This is a genomic window from Nocardia yamanashiensis NBRC 100130 (assembly GCF_001613325.1).
Lineage (GTDB): Bacteria > Actinomycetota > Actinomycetes > Mycobacteriales > Mycobacteriaceae > Nocardia > Nocardia yamanashiensis.
On record NZ_BDCD01000002.1, the window covers coordinates 134,522 to 150,434 of the forward strand.

Genomic DNA, 15,913 nt, shown 5'->3' on the forward strand with positions numbered 1-15,913 from the left:
CGGACCGTCAGGCCTGAGTCAGCCAGGCCGCCCGGATATCGCGCGGCACCCGGCCGTGCGGCCCGGCCGACATCATGGTCCAGCGCAGCGCCACCAGATCCGCCTGCAGGATGCGATACAGCCCGAAGGACAGCACGAACACCACCGCGCCGATGGCCGTCAGCGCCAGCACCGGGCCGATCACCCGGTGCAGGTCCGCCGCATCGAGGAAGATCGCACCGGCCACCGCGCCCAATGGCGGAATCACGGCCGCCAGCAGCAGTTTCCGCGTCGTCCGCCGGGACAGCGCGGCCAGCTGCCGGGTGTCGGTGTCGCCGCTCGTCCCGTACAGCAGCAGGCCGGGGTAGTACCAGCGCACCACATGGAAGGTGACCAGGAAGTACGGGAACACGGCCGCCACCGCGCCGCTCACCAGGTGCGAGGCGAAGATGTCGGCCAGCAGCGGCGGGGGCAGGTCGCCGATCACCAATACCGCGCCGCCGAGCGGGATCAGCGCCAGCACCCAGCCGGTCATGACGATCACCGCGATGAGATCGCCGCAGCGCAAGGTCAATTCGCGGGTGTGGGTCACCCGGGCCGGGTCGTAGCGGATACCCCGGCGCATACCGCGCGGCACGATGATCACATCCCGCGCCAGATACAGCACGAGCCCGGTGAACACCGTCTGGATGATGCTGCCGGCGATGAAGGCGAAGGTCATGTACCCGGAGCGCCGCGCGGCGGGCAGGTGAATGTCCAGCAGCACCTGATTGTGCGCGTACAGGTAGAGCACCGCGAGCAGCTGCCCGGCCAGCAGCGCGGCGCTGGCGATCGGCAAGGGCGCCAGGCGTTCTCGCGCACTGCCGCGCGGCGGATCGACCAGATCGCGGGCGCGGGTGTCGAGGCAGAGTTCGAACTGCTGCACCAGTTCGGCGCTGCTCGCCCAGCGGTCCTCGCGGTCGGGCGCGAGACAGGTCCGCAGCACGCGGCGCAGCGTCGCCGGGCAGTCGGCCGGCAGTTCGGCGAAGGCGTGCTCGTCGAGTCCGTCGTGCCGGCGCCGCAGCATGCCGTCCAGCGAATTCGCGGTGTCCCCGGCATTGATCTCGTCGGCGAAAGGCCGGTGGCCGGTGAGCAATTCCCACAGCAGCACGCCGAGAGAATAGATATCGCTGCGCTGATCCAGATCCTCGGCCCGCTCCGGCAATTGCGGATGGCAGGCCGCCAATTGCTCGGGCGACATATAGGCCAGCGAACCGCCGAAATACGCGATCGGGCTGACCCCGGCGATGTGATTGCTGAATCCCACATTGAAGTCGGCCAGTTTCGGCACGCCCTCGGCCGTCAACAGCACGTTCGCGGGTTTGATATCCCGGTGCAGGATGCCGTGCTCGGCCGAATAATCCAGGGCGTCGGCCAGTCCGCGTCCCAGCCAGGCCACGGTTTCCGGCCAGGACAGCGCCGCGATTTCGTCCCGCACCCCGGTGTCGGCCGGATGCACGCCCTTCGCTTCGAGGACTTCGTCGATGGCCGTCAGCAAAGTCCGCCCGTCGCGTTTCTCCGGCGGAATATCCCCGCACCGGCGCAGCACGTTCAGCAGCGTCCCGCCCGCCACGTACTCCATGTACATGAGCTTGAGATCGCGGTCCGCGAGCAGCCGCATATCGTAGACGCGCACGATATGCGGATGGTCGAGCTGCGCGAGAATCTGCGGTTCGACGCCGTGATTGTGCGAGATCTTCAAGGCGACCAGCCGCTCCATCGAGCGCTGCCGGGCCAGGAAGACCCGCGCGAACGCCCCGGAACCGAGCATCAGCAGCAGTTCGAAATCGTCGACGTTCTCCCCGGCGGCCAGCTGCTCCATCTCACCGAAGGCGCGCGGCTGGGAAATGAGCGTGCTCCGATAGTCGCCGGTCGCGAGATCGACCCGGATGGACTCCGCGTACTCGGTCGCGTCGACGGTCACGCCGCTGTGCAGCAGGCAGTGATATTCCTCGTACAGCAGATCCGGCGGCAGCGAAATGCGCTGCAATTCGGGGAATTCCGCCACGTACTCGGACAGCCGTTTGACCGCCCCGCGCCGCCCGCGCTGCTGGAGATCCACCTTGATCAATTCGATCAGCACCGCGGTCCGCAGCCCGGCCGTCTCGGGCAGGAACGCGGCCGGGTCCGGCATGCCCGGACCCGTTTCCCACGCCTCGGCGTAGCGCGCCACCGCCACCGCCAGCCCCGTCCGTGCGCTGATAACCCCCTGGTCGGCGCGGCCTGGCCGGAGCGGAGAATCGTGCCACATCACAATCCGCCCTCCCCTCGTGCGTGGGTCCATGGTATTTCCCCGGCAACCGGAAGGCGACGGAATTGCGCAGGTGAAGATCACCCGGGGGTCAATCGCCCAGCGCTGCCCGGAGGAACGACTGCAGCGCATTGTCGATGGGATGGGGTTGCGGCACCCCGATGCCGTCGAGGCGGTTCCAGCGTTGCAGGTTCACCGCCAGCGATACCTGGCGTTCGCCATTGTCGCTGATCAGCGCTATCGCGCCGCCGCCCCATACGGAACCGTCGTGGCCCCAATGGATTCCGAGCCCGGGCAGGTGCTGTTTGTGCAGGCCGAGACCGTATTCGATGGACTTCAGTTCGAAGGAGATGACCGGGACGGCGGTCTGCATCGCGGTCAGGGCCTCGCGGCTGACGATTTCGCCCGCGAGCAGCAGGCCGAAGAAGGTGTTCAGGTCCGCGACGGTGGAGATCAGCGAGGCGGCCGGGCCCACGAACGACATGTCGTAGACGCTGAAGTCGCGCGGCGGGTCGATCATGCCGAACCAGGATTCGTAATGGCGGGAATGTGGGCCGTGGATATCGGGCTCGGTGGGCAGTTCGGTATCGCGCAGCCCGGCGCGTTCGATGACGTCGCGGGTGATGTGTTTCTCCGCCGAGGCGCCGGTGATCAGCTCCAGGAGCCGGCACAGGAGCAGGTAGTTGGTGTTCGAATAGACGCCGGGGGAGCCGCCCGGGACGCCGACGGCGGGCGCGGCCACGCCGGGGGCGATCAGCTCCTCGGGGTCGAACCGGGTGAAGCGGCTGTCGTCGAGGCTGGCCGGGGTCGTTTTCGCCACCATCGGGAAGGCCGCCAGGGACGGGTAGGCGTGCGGGAGGTACTCGGCGAGACCGCTGGTGTGGTTGATCAGCATGCGGACCGTGATCGCCGTGCCCCGATCACCCGGCACCAGCTGCGGCAGGTAGCGGCCGATCGGATCGTCGAGGCCGATCTCCCCGGCGTCGACCAGGCGCAGCACGGCGGCGGCGGTGAAGGTCTTGGTGATGCTGCCGACGCGGTGCCGCATCTCCGGGGTGACGGGACGCCCGGTGTCGAGATCGGCGACTCCGCTTGCGGCACTCCAGATTTCACCACGACGGCGGACCTCGGCGAAGGCTCCGGGAATGCCCGCGTGGTGGATGGCATCGAGCGCGGACTGTAGCTTTTCGGGGTTCAGGGTGTCGTTCACACACCGACTATCGGGCGCGCGCGGGCTCCGGGTATTGGAAGAATTTTCCCCACGCCCGATACCGGTACCGGGCGATATCGGGCAGGTAATGGGTGGCCAGCACGCCGGGCGAGCGGTTCGCGAACAGCGCCACGTCGCGACACAGATGCGCTTGATCGGTATAACCGCAGTCCAGGGCCACGTCGACGGCCCGCCGACCCGCCAGCAGACCGTCCACCGCGGACCGGAAGCGAACCAGCATGGCGGCGCGCTTCGGGGTCAGCCCGATCTGCGATTCGAACCGCGACCACAACCGCTTATGGCTCCAGCCCACGTAGTCGGCCAGCTCACCGATCCGCACCTGGCCCCCGGACCCGAGAATACGATTCCAACCCGCCAGCACCTCCGGATCGATCGCGGGCGCCCGGTCACCCTGTGCCAGAAACGATTTCGTCACCGTGAACCGTTCCTCCCAGCTCCGTACTGCTGCCAGCCGCTCCCGCAGCCGCCGGGCCCGCTCGCCCCAGAGCTCGTCCAGGTCGAGCGCGCCCCGGCCCAAATCCTTTGGGGCGACACCCAAGAACGCATACGCCTGGATCGGCGACAGGCGAATCTCGACGCACTCCGCGCGGTCGGCGCGAATCCGCATGGGCTCGACGGGCAGCCCGGCCACGAACCCGCCGAGCTCCCGCCGCCCGGCCACATCGTCGACCGTCAGCCCGCGCCCGCCGAACTCGATCAGCACGGTCACCGCCGCCGTCCCCGCCACACGCAGATCCACCCCGGCCGCGCCGGTATCGCGGTACCCGATGATCGTGGTCCCCGGGGGCGCGCCCGCGGCCGGACCCGCGAAATCCCAGCTCATCCGCGGGTCGAGGCCGAAGTCCTGGATGCTCACCGCTCCAGGCTACGACGCTCACAAGCATCACTGCACGGTGCGCTTCACCAGGGCAGGGGGCCGGCGGCGTCGAAATAGCCGCCGGTCGGGCCGTTGCGGTCCAGCTGCGCCATTCGCACGATGATTTCGGCGCCTTCGCGCACGGTCTGGTGTCCGGCGTGGGCGTTGAGATCGGTTGCGGTGTAGCCGGGTTCGACCGCGTTGATCCGGATATCGGGGAAGGCCTTCGCGTATTGCACGGTGATGCGATTGACCGCGGTTTTCGACGCGGGATAGGACAGGCCGGGATAGGCGTGGGCATTGGTGCCCGGGGTTGTGCTGCGTGTCATCGAAGCCAGGGAACTGCTGACGTTCACGATGACCGGTGCGGGTGATTTCCGGAGCAACGGCAAGAAGGCGTGCACGACGCGCACTATGCCGAAGACGTTGGTGTCGAAGACCGTTCGCAGCATGTCGGCGGTGACGTCGGCGAGATCCACCGCGCCGTTGCCCTCGACATCGATGCCGGCATTGTTGATGAGCACGTCCAGGCCGCCCTCCGCCGCAATGAGTTTCGCCGCCGCATCTACAGATGAGTCGTCGGTGACGTCCAATTGCACTGCGCGAGCGCCGATTCGGGCGGCGGCGGCCTGTCCTCGTTCGGCATCACGGCTGCCCAGGTAGACGGTGTGACCCGCCTCGGTGAGCCGTCGGGCGGTTTCGAATCCGAGGCCTTTGTTCGCGCCGGTGATGAGTGTCGTCGTCATGAATTCAGGCTCGTGCCGCACCGGCGGATCAACCAGTCGACTGATCTTCCTGGGACTGCCGATACCAGGCAGTCCGAACCGCCGATACGATGCGCGGGCACAATGAATCCCATGGCTTCGGCGGAATTCGGTATCGCGCTGCGGCGCTGGCGTGATCAGGCATCGCCCGATGCCGCCGGACTGCCCGCGGTCGGCGCCCGGCGCGCGCCCGGATTGCGGCGTGAGGAATTGGCGCTGCTGGCCGGGATCTCGGTCGACTACGTCACCCGGCTCGAACAGGGTCGCGCTTCCAATCCCTCGCCGCAGGTCGTCGAAGCGCTGGCGCGGGCCCTGCGGCTGTCGCCGGACGAGCGCGGCCACCTCTACCGGCTGGCCGGGCTCGTCCTGCCGGAACCAGGCACCGTGCCCACCGTCATCCCGCCCGCCGTGCAGCGCATGCTGGATCGGCTGGCGGGCATCCCGGTCGCCGTCTTCGACGCGTCCTGGACCCTGCTGCAAGCGAATCCGGCCTGCGCGGCGCTACTGGGCGATCCGGCGGACTGGCAGGGCCGGGCCCGCAATCGCGTCTGGCGGCATTTCGTCGGCCCCGGCTCGGTGGGCCGGTACGCGCCGGAAACCCTGGCGGCTCTCGAAACCGCGCTCGTCTCCGACCTGCGCGATGCCGGACTGCGCTATCCCGCCGACCGTCGCCTCCGGGAACTCGTCGCCGACCTGCGCACGCACAGCGCCCGCTTCGCCGCGCTCTGGGAATCCGGCACGGTCGCCGGTTACGACGTCACGGTCAAGACCATCGACCATCCGACCGCCGGTGAGCTCACCCTGGACTGCGCGGTGCTGACCGTCGCGGGCTGCGATCTGCGGATCATGATCGACACCGCCGAGCCGGGCAGCGCGGACGCCGAACGTCTCGCGCTGCTCACCGCAGTCGCGGTCGGCTAGCCGGGCCGGTTCACTCCTCGGAGAAGGTGCCCATCACCGGCAGCCACTCGACCACGCGCTTGGCCTCGATCAGGCCGAGGGTGGCGAACGGGTCCTCCGGCAGCAGCTTCTCCACCACTTCGATGTTCTCGGCGCGGAACAGGATCAGCGCGCCGCTGCCGTCGGTGTACGGGCCGCTGGTCAGGATGGTGCCCTGGTCGACGAGATTGTTGAGGAAGGCGCGATGGGCCGGGCGGTTCTCCAGGCGGGCCGCGGCGGTGGCATCGGTGTAGGTGTAGTGGACGGCGAAGATCGGCACGATGCGAACTTTCTGATCGGTGGAGTGATGCGAAGAAGTCAGAGCGTCAACAGCATTCGAGTATTCCCGAGCGTGTTCGGCTTGACGTAGCTCAAATCCAGGAACTCCGCGACACCGGTGTCGTAGGAGCGGCACATCTCGGCGTAGACCTCGGCGGTCACCGGGGTGCCCTCGATCTCCACGAACCCGTGCCGGCCGAAGAAATCCACCTCGAAGGTCAGTACGAACAACCGCTTCAGTTCCAGCTCCCGCGCGACCGCCACCAGCTGTTCCACGATCAGGCGGCCCGCGCCGGTGCCCTTGATGTCCGGGTGCACCGCCACGGTGCGCACCTCGCCCAGATCCGCCCACAGCACGTGCAGCGCCCCACAGCCCACCAGCGTGCCGTGCTGCTCCGCGACCCAGAACTCCTGAACCGCCTCGTACAGCGTGACCAGGTTCTTTTCCAGGAGGATCTTGCCGGCGTAGATGTCGATGAGGTTCTTGATCTGCGGCACATCCGAGGTTCGCGCGCGGCGCACGAGCGGCCGCGCCGTCGTCTCGCCGTCCGCTGAACCGCTGTGAGGTGCCCGTGTTGTCATGGGGTGCACAGTAGTCGGCCCTCGTACCGATAGGCTTGGTGGTGTGTCGTACATCCAGTCCCCTCGCATACCGGAATGGTCCGGAAACCATGGCCGGTGCCGCGGCCGGTGGGGGCGCTGGTGACGGTGCAGCGTGACGAGGTGGAAGGTCGCTGGGCCGATGCCGGTCCGAGCCGGCCGGGGTTCGTGCCGATCACCCACGGGGAGCCGGGGCCCCGGGTGGAGCCGGCGGCGACCCAGCAGATAGAGCCGGCGGCGGTGCCGCTGATGAATATCGCCAATGTGCTGACCGTGCTACGCATCCTGATCGTGCCGCTGTTCCTGATGGCGTTGTTCGCCGGCGGCGGGCACGATCCGGGCTGGCGCTGGGGCGCGGCCGCGCTGTTCGGCATCGCGGCCATCACCGATCGCATCGACGGGCAGCTGGCCCGGAAGTACGGTCTGGTCACCGATTTCGGCAAACTCATGGATCCGATCGCCGACAAGGCCCTGATCGGGGCGGCGCTGATCGGGCTGTCCATGCTGGGCGATCTGCCGTGGTGGATGACGCTGGTGATCATCGCCCGGGAAGTGGGCGTGACGCTGCTGCGGCTGGCGGTGGTGCGCCGCGGCGTGATCCCGGCCGGACGCGGCGGCAAGCTCAAGACGCTGGTGCAGTCGGTGGCGATCGCCGCGCTGTTGCTGCCGCTCTCCGGCGGATTCGCCACGGCCGGAACGGCATTGATGTACGTGGCGGTGGTGCTCACCGTCGGCACCGGGCTCGACTACGTGGGCCAGGCCGCGCGGCTGTGGTTCGGTTCGCCCGGCGGCCGCCGTGCCGCCTGAACAGGTACCCGCCCCGCATATGGCGACCGCACCGGACGCCAGGCAGTTACCTGTTCACCGTGACCCGTTGCTCGACGACGTGCCCGAGGCCGCCGAGCTGGTCGGCGCGCTGAAGGCCGCCGGGCAGACCGTCGCCACCGCGGAATCGCTGACCGCCGGGCTGCTGTCCGCCACCATCGCGGGAATTCCGGGGGCGAGCGCCGTGTTGCGGGGTGGACTGATCGTCTACGCCACCGACCTGAAAAGCACCCTCGCCGATGTGAGTGCGGACACGCTGACCAGCGACGGAGCGGTGGCGGCGAGTACCGCCGAGCAACTGGCGGTGGGCGCCCGCAATCGCTGTGGCGCGGACTGGGGTTTGGGACTCACCGGCGTCGCCGGACCCGAACCGCAAGACGAATGCCCGGTCGGCACGGTATTCCTGGGTATAGCCGGACCCGAGGGAACCGAGGTGATCCGGTTGAAACTGTCGGGAGACCGGTGGACGATCAGGGTGGGTGCGGTCCGTGCCGCGGTCACCGAGCTCGTCCGGGGAATTCGGGGCGGGTGAGCAGGCCGGGAACGCGCGGCCGACGCCGGACGTTGTCCAGTCAGACGCTGGGTCCGGCGAGACGAGTGTGAGGAGAACGAGATGACGCTGCTGCGAGAAGCGATCGGGGAAAGTCTGCGGCGCGCTCGGGTCGCCCAGGGCCGGACCTTGCGCGAGGTCTCCACCTCGGCGCGCGTGAGTCTGGGGTATCTGTCCGAGGTGGAGCGCGGGCGCAAGGAGGCTTCCAGCGAACTGCTGGCCGCCATCTGCCAGGCCCTGGACGTGCCGCTGGCCCAGGTGCTCTTCGACGTCAGCTCCGCCATGGCGGACGCCGACCGCAAGGCGAGTGTGGCTGCGGCCAAGGCGAGTACGCCCGCGGTCGCGGCCCTGTCCGCCGCGCCCCGGATCGTCATTCCGGCGCCCAAGTCGGACCGGCTGGTGCTGGTGGCCGCCAAGTGAGCGCTGTGCGGTGGATCCGAAAGGGATAAATTCTCTGTAGGCTTCGTGCCGGAGACGTCGTGCAGCCGCAAAAGTCTCCGGCACGGCTGCTGAGCAACAGTTGGACAGGGACAACAGGGATGCGTGAGGGTCGCGCATCATGCCGCGCACCACGACGGCGCGCGGCACGTCACATGGAGGCGGGATCAATCGATGGCTAATCCGTTCGTCAAGGCCTGGAAGTACATGATGGCCCTCTTCGATTCCAAGATCGAAGAGCATGCGGATCCGAAGGTGCAGATCCAGCAGGCCATCGAGGAAGCCCAGCGGCAGCATCAGGCCCTGTCGCAGCAGGCCGCATCGGTCATCGGCAACCAGCGGCAGCTGGAGATGAAGCTCAACCGCCAGCTGGACGAGGTCGAGAAGCTCAATGCCAATGCGCGCCAGGCGGTCATGCTGGCCGACCAGGCCGCGGGCGCGGGCGACACCGAGAAAGCCATCCAGTACACCAATGCCGCCGAGGCTTTCGCCGCGCAGCTGGTCACCGCCGAGCAGGCCGTCGAGGACCTGAAGGTGCTGCACGATCAGTCGCTGCAGGCCGCCGCGCAGGCCAAGAAGGCCGTCGAGCAGAACGCCATGCTGCTGCAGCAGAAGGTCGCCGAGCGCACCAAGCTGCTGTCCCAGCTGGAGCAGGCCAAGATGCAGGAGCAGGTCTCCGCCTCCTTGCAGCAGATGGACTCCACCCTCTCGGCCCCCGGCACCACCCCGAGCCTGGACGCGGTGCGCGAGAAGATCGAACGCCGGTACGCCAATGCCCTCGGCGCCGCCGAACTGGCCCAGAACTCGGTGCAGGGCCGCATGATGGAGGTACAGCAGGCCTCCATCCAGATGGCCGGCCACAGCCGTCTCGAGCAGATCCGTGCCTCCATGCGCGGCGACACCCTGCCCGCCGCCGGCAACCAGCAGCAGCTGAACCAGGGCCAGACCGCCGCCAACCCGGCCCAGCCCCAGTTCGACAAGGGCCAGGCCGCCCAGCAGTAAGCTCGGCAGTTCTCGAAAGGCGTTGCACTGATGGGGAGATCGCGGGCCGACAACGACCCCGCGGTCTCCCGCGCGCGTTTCCGCCGCCGCCCGCGTCCCGAACCGCAACGCCCCGAGCCGATCCCCGGCCTCCCCACCGTCTTCCCGGCCGCGAATCCCGCGCCCGAGGTTTCTGTCGTACCCCCGCGCGATACTGCCCGCATGCCCGCGGACCCGGCTCGCCCGCCGAACCCCACCGCGCCGCTCCCGAACCCGGCGCACCTCACCGACCCGATGCCGAATCCGGCCCCCGCGCCGCGCTACCCGGACCCCGCTCGCGCCGACACCGGCTCCCGCGGACCGAGCTTCGCTGCGCCGCACGACAATCCGGTGAAGCGGCGGGAGCGGGCGACGCAAGTGGTGCGGGAGATGCTGGCGCCCAGCGGAGTCGAGCCGGAGGAGTTGGCGCGGCGGGTGCCGGACACGCTTCGGGAGGTTGGTGAGCATGCGCTGTTCGCGGTGCGGAAGTGGGCCGATCCGCGGGAGCGGGAGTTGCGGAAGCGGCGGCGTACTAGGCGGCGGAGTTTGCGGCTGGGCACTGCCGGTGGGTTGACCACCGCCGGAACCGTTGGGCTGGTGTTGATCTCGGCTCCGGCTTGGGCGGTCATCGTGGTGGGCGGTGGTGCGGTGGCCCTGGTGACCGGCACCGCGGTCACAGCCAAGCGGTATTTGCAGCTGCGTAAGGAACCCCTGCCGCAGGCGTCGTTCGCGCCTCGGAAGCTGCCGCCGTTGCGGTCGGCGGCTCGGGCGTCCATCGCGCGATTGGTTCGTGCCGAACGTGCCCTGCACGGCCTGGGTGATCAGATCGCCCGATCGGGGCGGCTGCCCGAAGACGATTTGAACGACACCCTGGAGACGGCGGCCTCGGGCGCGGCGGCGTTGCATGCCTTGGCTGCCGACATGGTGGCCATGGAGCGGGCGGCGGGGGCGCTCGGTGGCCGGGATTCGATTCTGGTGGGCCATGTTCAGGCCGTCGCCACCCGGCTCGACGGTGGGGTGGTCGAGTTCGAGGGCATGGTCGCGGCGGCGGCGCGGGTGCTCGCGGTGCCCGAGAGCGCCGCTATCGCAGATGATCTCGGCTGGGCGATGGTGCATCTGCGGGATGCGGCCGATCGCCTGGACGGCTGGGCGCAGGCGCTCACCGATCTGGCCGACGAGCGGTACCGGGCATAGATCCTGCCCTCGGGGTTGTTGTCCGGAATGCTCGCGCACGCCGGATCGTCCCCTCAGGGTCTACCCTGAACTTTCCCCGATATCGGTGCTGACCTGGTGATTTCCTGGCCGGGAGCGGTCAGGATGGTAGGTGTCGGATCGCGCGGACGCCGGTTCGGAAACCTTCGGGAGGATTGTCATGCTGTGGAAGATCATCGGCGTTGTCGCGGTCATCTGGATCGCGCTCGCGATCATCGGCGCACTGATCAAGGGTCTGTTCCCGATCCTGGTGATCAGCGCCGTCGTCTTCGGCCTCTACCTGCTGTACAAGGCGCTGTCCGGCTCGGACAAGTCGCCCATCGGCAAGCTGTAGCGCAGGCCGCGCGACCGGACATCGGAAGCCCGGGCCGCCCACGAGAGTGGGGGTGCCCGGGCTTTTCGCCGGGTGCGGCGCATCCCGGGAATCGGATCGTCCGCCCGTTCGTTGTCGGCGGCATGGCTACTGCTGTTGTCGCCACCGCCTACGGTGGCCCGGAAGTGTTGTCGCTGATCGATGTCGATGTTCCCGAACCGGGCACCGGTCAGGTCACCGTGGAAGTCCGTGCGGCGGGCGTGAACCCGTTCGACTACAAGCGTTACAGCGGTGCGTTCGGCACCGACCCGAACGCCCTGCCCCTCCGGCTCGGCCTGGAATTCTCCGGCGTGGTCACCGCGGTCGGCCCCGATGCCGAAGGGCCCGCCGGTCCGGTGCGCGTCGGTGACGAGGTGATCGGCAGGGCCGAAGGCGCTTACGCCGGTGTCGTCACGCTGCCCGCCGCCAAAACCGTGCCCAAGCCCGCCGAATTGAGCTGGGAGGTGGCGTCCGGTCTGCTCAGCACGGGCGGCACGGCGGTGCACCTGCTCGCGGCCACCCGGGTCGCGGCCGGTGACACGGTCCTGGTGCACGGCGCGGCCGGCAGCGTCGGCGCGCTCGCCGCGCAGCTCGCGGTGGCCCGCGGCGCCCGCGTCATCGGCACCGCGTCGGCCGGACGGCACGAACGCCTGCGCGGCTACGGCGTGGAACCGGTGGAATACGGTCCGGGACTGGGCGATCGGGTGCGGGCGCTGGCCCCCGGCGGCGTCGACGTCGCCATCGACACCGTCGGCAGTGACGAGGCGGTCGACGTCTCCCTGGAACTGGTGGCCGACCGTTCCCGCATCGCCACCATCGTCGCCTTCGGCCGCGCCGATACCGGCATCCAGATCCTCGGCGCCGGCCCCGGCGCGGATCCGGGCACCGAGATCCGCGGCAATGCCTGGCGCGAACTGGTGCCTGCCGCCGCCGCGGGCAAGCTCGAGGTCACCATCGCCGCGACCTACCCCTTGGACGAAGTCGCCGCCGCCCACGAATTCGTGCGCGACGGACACGCGGGTGGAAAGGTCGTTCTACTGCCGAAGCGCGGATAGCCGAGGCGAATTCGGTGAATCGTCCCATCAGGGCGGACCGAGTCACATATGTTGTCGGGCACAACATATTGATCGGTGTGCGGCCGCAAGCCGGTGGCCGCCGCTCGAAAGGTCACCCTGATGAGGACGAAAACCCCCTTCACACAGCATGGTTCCGCCCGTACCCGGCGCGGCCCGCTGTTCGCGGGCTGCGCGCTGGCACTCACCGGACTGCTCACGCTCACCGCCTGCGGTTCCAACTCCAGCAGTAACGACACGCCCGGAACGTCATCCGGTGGGGGAGGCGGGAACGGGACGGTCGGCGTCATCCTGCCCGAGACCGCCACCTCGGCCCGCTGGGAATCCTTCGACAAACCGATGCTCCAGGAAGCCCTGCGCGCCGAGGGTTTCGACGCCGACGTGCAGAACGCGCAGGGCGATGTGCAGAAATTCAGCACCCTCGCCGACGGCATGATCGCCAAGGGGGTGAAGGTGCTGGTCATCGCCTCGATCAACAGCGAGGTGGGCAGCGCCGTCGCGGCCAAGGCCAAGAAGTCGGGCATTCCGACCATCGACTACGACCGGCTCAATCTCGGCGGATCCTCCGACTACTACGTGTCTTTCGACAATGTGAAGGTCGGCGAACTCCAGGGCCAGGCCCTCGCCACCGCGTTGAAGGACAAGCCCGCCGCCTCGGTCATCGAGATCGAGGGCGCGCCGACCGACAACAACGCCACCCTGTTCCATCAGGGCCAGCAGAAGGTGCTGCAGCCGCTCTACGACGCGGGCACCCTGAAACTGGTGCGCAGCCAGGCCATCGACGGCTGGGACAATCAGAAGGGCGGCAACACCTTCGAGCAGATCCTGACCGGCAACGGCGGCAAGGTCGACGGCGTGGTGGCGGCCAATGACGGGCTGGCCGGCGCGGTCATCACCGTGCTGAAGAAGAACGGCCTCAACGGCAAGGTACCGGTGACCGGACAGGACGCCACCGCCGACGGGCTCAAGGCGGTACTGCGCGGCGACCAGTACATGACGGTGTTCAAGCCGATCCGCGAAGAGGCGCAGGCGGCCGCGAAACTCGCGGTGGCGCTGGCCAAGGGCGACAAATCCGCCGCGGACGCGTTGGCCACCGCGGTCAGCCAGGATCCCAAGGGCAAGCGGGACGTGAAATCGGTGCTGCTGCCGCCGCAGACCATCCTGCGCGCGGACGTCAAGCAGGTCACCGACGCCGGTTTCGTGAAGGCCGGCGATCTGTGCACCGGTGACGTCAAGTCCGCCTGCACCGAGCTCGGCATCGCCTGAGGGGTAGGGCCATGAGCGAGCCGCTGCTGCGAATCACCGGGCTGAACAAGAGCTTCGGCCCGGTGCACGTGCTGCACGATGTGGATTTCACCGTGCCCGCCGGGCAGGTCACCGCGCTGGTCGGGGACAATGGCGCGGGCAAGACCACCTTGGTGAAATGCGTTGCCGGAATCCATGATTCGGATTCCGGCGAGGTGCGATTCCGGGGCGAACCGGTGCACCTGCGCGGACCCAAGGACGCGGCGGCGCTCGGGATCGAGGTGGTCTACCAGGATCTGGCGCTGGCCGACAATCTCGACATCGTGGCCAATATGTTCCTCGGCCGCGAACGCGGGAAACCGTGGCTGCTGGACGAGGCGAGCATGGAGGAGGCGGCCCGCCGCACCCTCGCCTCGCTCGGCGTGCGCACCGTGAAATCGGTGCGTACGCCGGTGGCCTCGCTGTCCGGCGGGCAGCGTCAGACCGTGGCCATCGCCAAAGCCGTGCTGTGGAACAGCAATCTGGTGCTGCTGGACGAGCCGACCGCCGCGCTCGGCGTGGCGCAGACCCGGCAGGTGCTCGACCTGGTCCGGCGGCTCGCCGAACAGGGCCTCGGCGTGGTGCTGATCAGCCACAACCTGGCCGACGTGTTCGAGGTCGCGGACCGCATCGCGGTGCTCTACCTGGGGCGCATGGCCGCCGAGGTACGCACCGCCGACGTCACGCACTCCCAAGTGGTGGAGCTGATCACCGCCGGCCGTTCCGGCGACCTCGGCCTCGCCCGGCCCGAGGCGGTGGTCCTGTGAGCGACGATCTGGCGAACAAGACCGGCGAATCCGAAAGCAATACCGCGGTAACCGATTTCGGGATCGACACCACCACCCTGTCCACGCGGGAAGCCTTGCGCGACTACGTGATGCGGTTGCGGGGCGGGGAGATCGGGTCATTGCCGGCGCTGCTCGGGCTGGTGGCGCTGGTGGTGCTGTTCTCGATCATGTCGGATGTGTTCTTCTCGCTCAACAACATCGCGAATCTGCTGGCGCAGGGCGCGGGGCAGACGATCATCGCCATCGGGATCGTGTACGTGCTGCTGATCGGGGAGATCGATCTGTCGGCGGGGACCGCGTCCGGGGTGGCGGGGGCGGTGCTGGCCATGCATTACGTGAAGGACGGGAACCTGCTCGACGGCATGGGTTCCACGGTGTTCTTCGTGTTCAACGCGCTGCTGGTGCTGGGCGCGGTACTGGCGGCGCTGCTGCGGATCTGGCCGGGGGTGGCGTTGTCGCTGCTCGGGATGGCGGTGACGCTGATCGGGTTCAAGGCCAATCCGTGGGTGGAGATGCTGCTGGCGGTGTGCGTGGGCGCGGCCATCGGGTGCATCACCGGGTTCCTGATCGCGAAGATCGGGATGCCGTCGTTCGTCGTGACCCTGGCGCTGTTCCTGACCTGGCAGGGCGTGATCCTCCAATTGATCGGGGAGGGCGGGGTATTGGGCATCAGCTCCTCGCACGTGCTCGATCAGGTGGCGAACGGGAATCTGTCCACCGTCGGCAGCTGGATCCTGTGCGTGGTGGCCGCCGGCGGCTATACGGCGGTCACGCTGGGCGGGCATCTGCTGCGACGGCGGCGGGGCCTGGTCACCGCGCCGACGCCGCTGGTGGTCGCGAAAGTGGTGGCGCTCAGCGGATTCGCGATCGTGGTGACCGCCCTGCTCACCGTGAACCGGTCACCGAACTCGCTCATCGTGATCTCCGGCGTGCCGTACGTGGTGCCGATCGTGCTGGTGCTGCTGGTGGCGGGTACCTACGTGCTCAACCGCACCACCTACGGCCGCCACATCTACGCGGTCGGCGGCAATGCCGAAGCGGCGCGGCGGGCGGGCATCGACGTGACCCGTTTGCGCGCAAGCGTTTTCGTCATCTGCTCCTCGTGCGCGGCGGTCGGCGCGATCGTCTACTCGTCCAAGGTCGGCTCGGTCGATCCGCAGGCGGGCGGGCTGAACACGCTGCTGTTCGCGGTCGGCGCGGCCGTGATCGGCGGGACCTCGCTGTTCGGCGGGCGCGGGCGGGTGGCGGACGCGGTGATCGGCGGTGCGGTGCTGGCCGTGGTGTCGAACGGGCTCGGCCTGCTCTCGCAGCCCGCCGCCGTGGTTTCCATAGTGACCGGTCTGGTGCTTTTGCTGGCGGCCACGGTGGACGCGCTCTCGAGACGCCGCGCGGCGATCGCGCAATCGTGAGCGCCGCAATGGTATTCCTGAGTC

General features: G+C 68.6%; 17 protein-coding genes. 11 read left to right on the forward strand and 6 right to left on the reverse strand.

Annotated features, from left to right (window positions below; translation table 11 throughout):
• Positions 1 to 7: 7 nt before the first annotated feature.
• The 4 genes from NY1_RS00665 to NY1_RS00680 all read right to left on the reverse strand — a co-directional run bounded on the left by NY1_RS00665 (position 8) and on the right by NY1_RS00680 (position 5,102).
• Complete coding sequence (locus tag NY1_RS00665; RefSeq protein WP_233434152.1) at positions 8 to 2,197, reverse strand: serine/threonine-protein kinase; 2,190 nt, start codon at positions 2,195 to 2,197, stop codon at positions 8 to 10.
• A gap of 163 nt (positions 2,198 to 2,360) precedes the next feature.
• Positions 2,361 to 3,479, reverse strand: coding sequence for a serine hydrolase domain-containing protein (locus tag NY1_RS00670; protein ID WP_067706601.1), 1,119 nt, complete (start codon positions 3,477 to 3,479; stop codon positions 2,361 to 2,363).
• Between the two features lie 7 nt (positions 3,480 to 3,486).
• A complete protein-coding gene (locus tag NY1_RS00675) occupies positions 3,487 to 4,356 on the reverse strand; it encodes a helix-turn-helix domain-containing protein (RefSeq protein WP_233434153.1) in 870 nt (289 codons plus the stop codon).
• A gap of 44 nt (positions 4,357 to 4,400) precedes the next feature.
• Positions 4,401 to 5,102 (reverse strand): SDR family NAD(P)-dependent oxidoreductase, encoded by a 702-nt coding sequence (locus tag NY1_RS00680; protein ID WP_067706605.1) that lies wholly within the window; start codon positions 5,100 to 5,102, stop codon positions 4,401 to 4,403.
• A 111-nt stretch (positions 5,103 to 5,213) separates the two neighbouring features.
• Between NY1_RS00680 and NY1_RS00685 the strand changes: the two genes are divergently transcribed.
• Positions 5,214 to 6,041, forward strand: a complete 828-nt coding sequence (locus tag NY1_RS00685; protein ID WP_067707735.1) for a helix-turn-helix domain-containing protein — start codon at positions 5,214 to 5,216, stop codon at positions 6,039 to 6,041.
• 10 nt (positions 6,042 to 6,051) lie between these two features.
• Here the strand turns inward: NY1_RS00685 and NY1_RS00690 are convergent, their stop codons facing one another.
• A complete protein-coding gene (locus tag NY1_RS00690; protein WP_067706608.1) occupies positions 6,052 to 6,339 on the reverse strand; it encodes a YciI family protein in 288 nt (95 codons plus the stop codon).
• 38 nt (positions 6,340 to 6,377) lie between these two features.
• Positions 6,378 to 6,920, reverse strand: coding sequence for an amino-acid N-acetyltransferase (locus tag NY1_RS00695; protein WP_067706610.1), 543 nt, complete (start codon positions 6,918 to 6,920; stop codon positions 6,378 to 6,380).
• Positions 6,921 to 6,995: 75 nt separating this feature from the next.
• Here NY1_RS00695 and pgsA point away from each other — a divergent pair, with 75 nt between their 5' ends.
• From pgsA to NY1_RS00745, 10 genes are all read left to right on the forward strand, one after another.
• Complete coding sequence (pgsA, locus tag NY1_RS00700; RefSeq protein WP_084534495.1) at positions 6,996 to 7,745, forward strand: CDP-diacylglycerol--glycerol-3-phosphate 3-phosphatidyltransferase; 750 nt, start codon at positions 6,996 to 6,998, stop codon at positions 7,743 to 7,745.
• 19 nt (positions 7,746 to 7,764) lie between these two features.
• The gene (locus NY1_RS00705) at positions 7,765 to 8,295 is read left to right on the forward strand and encodes a CinA family protein (RefSeq protein WP_067706613.1); all 531 of its coding nucleotides are present in this window, start codon (positions 7,765 to 7,767) and stop codon (positions 8,293 to 8,295) included.
• Positions 8,296 to 8,376: 81 nt separating this feature from the next.
• Positions 8,377 to 8,733, forward strand: coding sequence for a helix-turn-helix domain-containing protein (locus NY1_RS00710; RefSeq protein ID WP_067706616.1), 357 nt, complete (start codon positions 8,377 to 8,379; stop codon positions 8,731 to 8,733).
• Positions 8,734 to 8,925: 192 nt separating this feature from the next.
• Positions 8,926 to 9,753, forward strand: a complete 828-nt coding sequence (gene pspA, locus NY1_RS00715; protein ID WP_067706618.1) for a phage shock protein PspA — start codon at positions 8,926 to 8,928, stop codon at positions 9,751 to 9,753.
• A gap of 30 nt (positions 9,754 to 9,783) precedes the next feature.
• Positions 9,784 to 10,965: a phage shock envelope stress response protein PspM gene (gene pspM, locus NY1_RS44335; RefSeq protein WP_084534496.1), complete on the forward strand. Its 1,182-nt coding sequence runs from the start codon at positions 9,784 to 9,786 to the stop codon at positions 10,963 to 10,965.
• 130 nt (positions 10,966 to 11,095) lie between these two features.
• A complete protein-coding gene (locus NY1_RS00725) occupies positions 11,096 to 11,317 on the forward strand; it encodes a hypothetical protein (RefSeq protein ID WP_067706621.1) in 222 nt (73 codons plus the stop codon).
• Between the two features lie 122 nt (positions 11,318 to 11,439).
• Positions 11,440 to 12,390, forward strand: a complete 951-nt coding sequence (locus NY1_RS00730) for an NADP-dependent oxidoreductase (RefSeq protein ID WP_067706624.1) — start codon at positions 11,440 to 11,442, stop codon at positions 12,388 to 12,390.
• A 120-nt stretch (positions 12,391 to 12,510) separates the two neighbouring features.
• Entirely contained in the window at positions 12,511 to 13,674 is a 1,164-nt protein-coding gene (locus tag NY1_RS00735) for a sugar ABC transporter substrate-binding protein (RefSeq protein ID WP_084534497.1), read from the forward strand.
• Positions 13,675 to 13,685: 11 nt separating this feature from the next.
• Positions 13,686 to 14,459, forward strand: coding sequence for an ATP-binding cassette domain-containing protein (locus NY1_RS00740; protein ID WP_067706627.1), 774 nt, complete (start codon positions 13,686 to 13,688; stop codon positions 14,457 to 14,459).
• Positions 14,456 to 15,889, forward strand: coding sequence for a sugar ABC transporter permease (locus tag NY1_RS00745; RefSeq protein ID WP_218028274.1), 1,434 nt, complete (start codon positions 14,456 to 14,458; stop codon positions 15,887 to 15,889). The genes NY1_RS00740 and NY1_RS00745 overlap by 4 nt, the downstream gene beginning before the upstream one ends.
• Positions 15,890 to 15,913 lie beyond the last annotated feature (24 nt).

Excerpts from the sequence above, each read along its gene's own strand:
- pspA (WP_067706618.1), top strand. The coding sequence starts at position 8,926 with ATGGCTAATCCGTTCGTCAAGGCCTGGAAGTACATGATGGCCCTCTTC.
- NY1_RS00735 (WP_084534497.1), top strand. The coding sequence starts at position 12,511 with ATGAGGACGAAAACCCCCTTCACACAGCATGGTTCCGCCCGTACCCGG.
- NY1_RS00705 (WP_067706613.1), top strand. The coding sequence starts at position 7,765 with ATGGCGACCGCACCGGACGCCAGGCAGTTACCTGTTCACCGTGACCCG.
- NY1_RS00695 (WP_067706610.1), bottom strand. The coding sequence starts at position 6,920 with ATGACAACACGGGCACCTCACAGCGGTTCAGCGGACGGCGAGACGACG.
- pspM (WP_084534496.1), top strand. The coding sequence starts at position 9,784 with ATGGGGAGATCGCGGGCCGACAACGACCCCGCGGTCTCCCGCGCGCGT.
- NY1_RS00740 (WP_067706627.1), top strand. The coding sequence starts at position 13,686 with ATGAGCGAGCCGCTGCTGCGAATCACCGGGCTGAACAAGAGCTTCGGC.
- NY1_RS00685 (WP_067707735.1), top strand. The coding sequence starts at position 5,214 with ATGGCTTCGGCGGAATTCGGTATCGCGCTGCGGCGCTGGCGTGATCAG.
- NY1_RS00710 (WP_067706616.1), top strand. The coding sequence starts at position 8,377 with ATGACGCTGCTGCGAGAAGCGATCGGGGAAAGTCTGCGGCGCGCTCGG.
- pgsA (WP_084534495.1), top strand. The coding sequence starts at position 6,996 with ATGGTCCGGAAACCATGGCCGGTGCCGCGGCCGGTGGGGGCGCTGGTG.
- NY1_RS00680 (WP_067706605.1), bottom strand. The coding sequence starts at position 5,102 with ATGACGACGACACTCATCACCGGCGCGAACAAAGGCCTCGGATTCGAA.
- NY1_RS00730 (WP_067706624.1), top strand. The coding sequence starts at position 11,440 with ATGGCTACTGCTGTTGTCGCCACCGCCTACGGTGGCCCGGAAGTGTTG.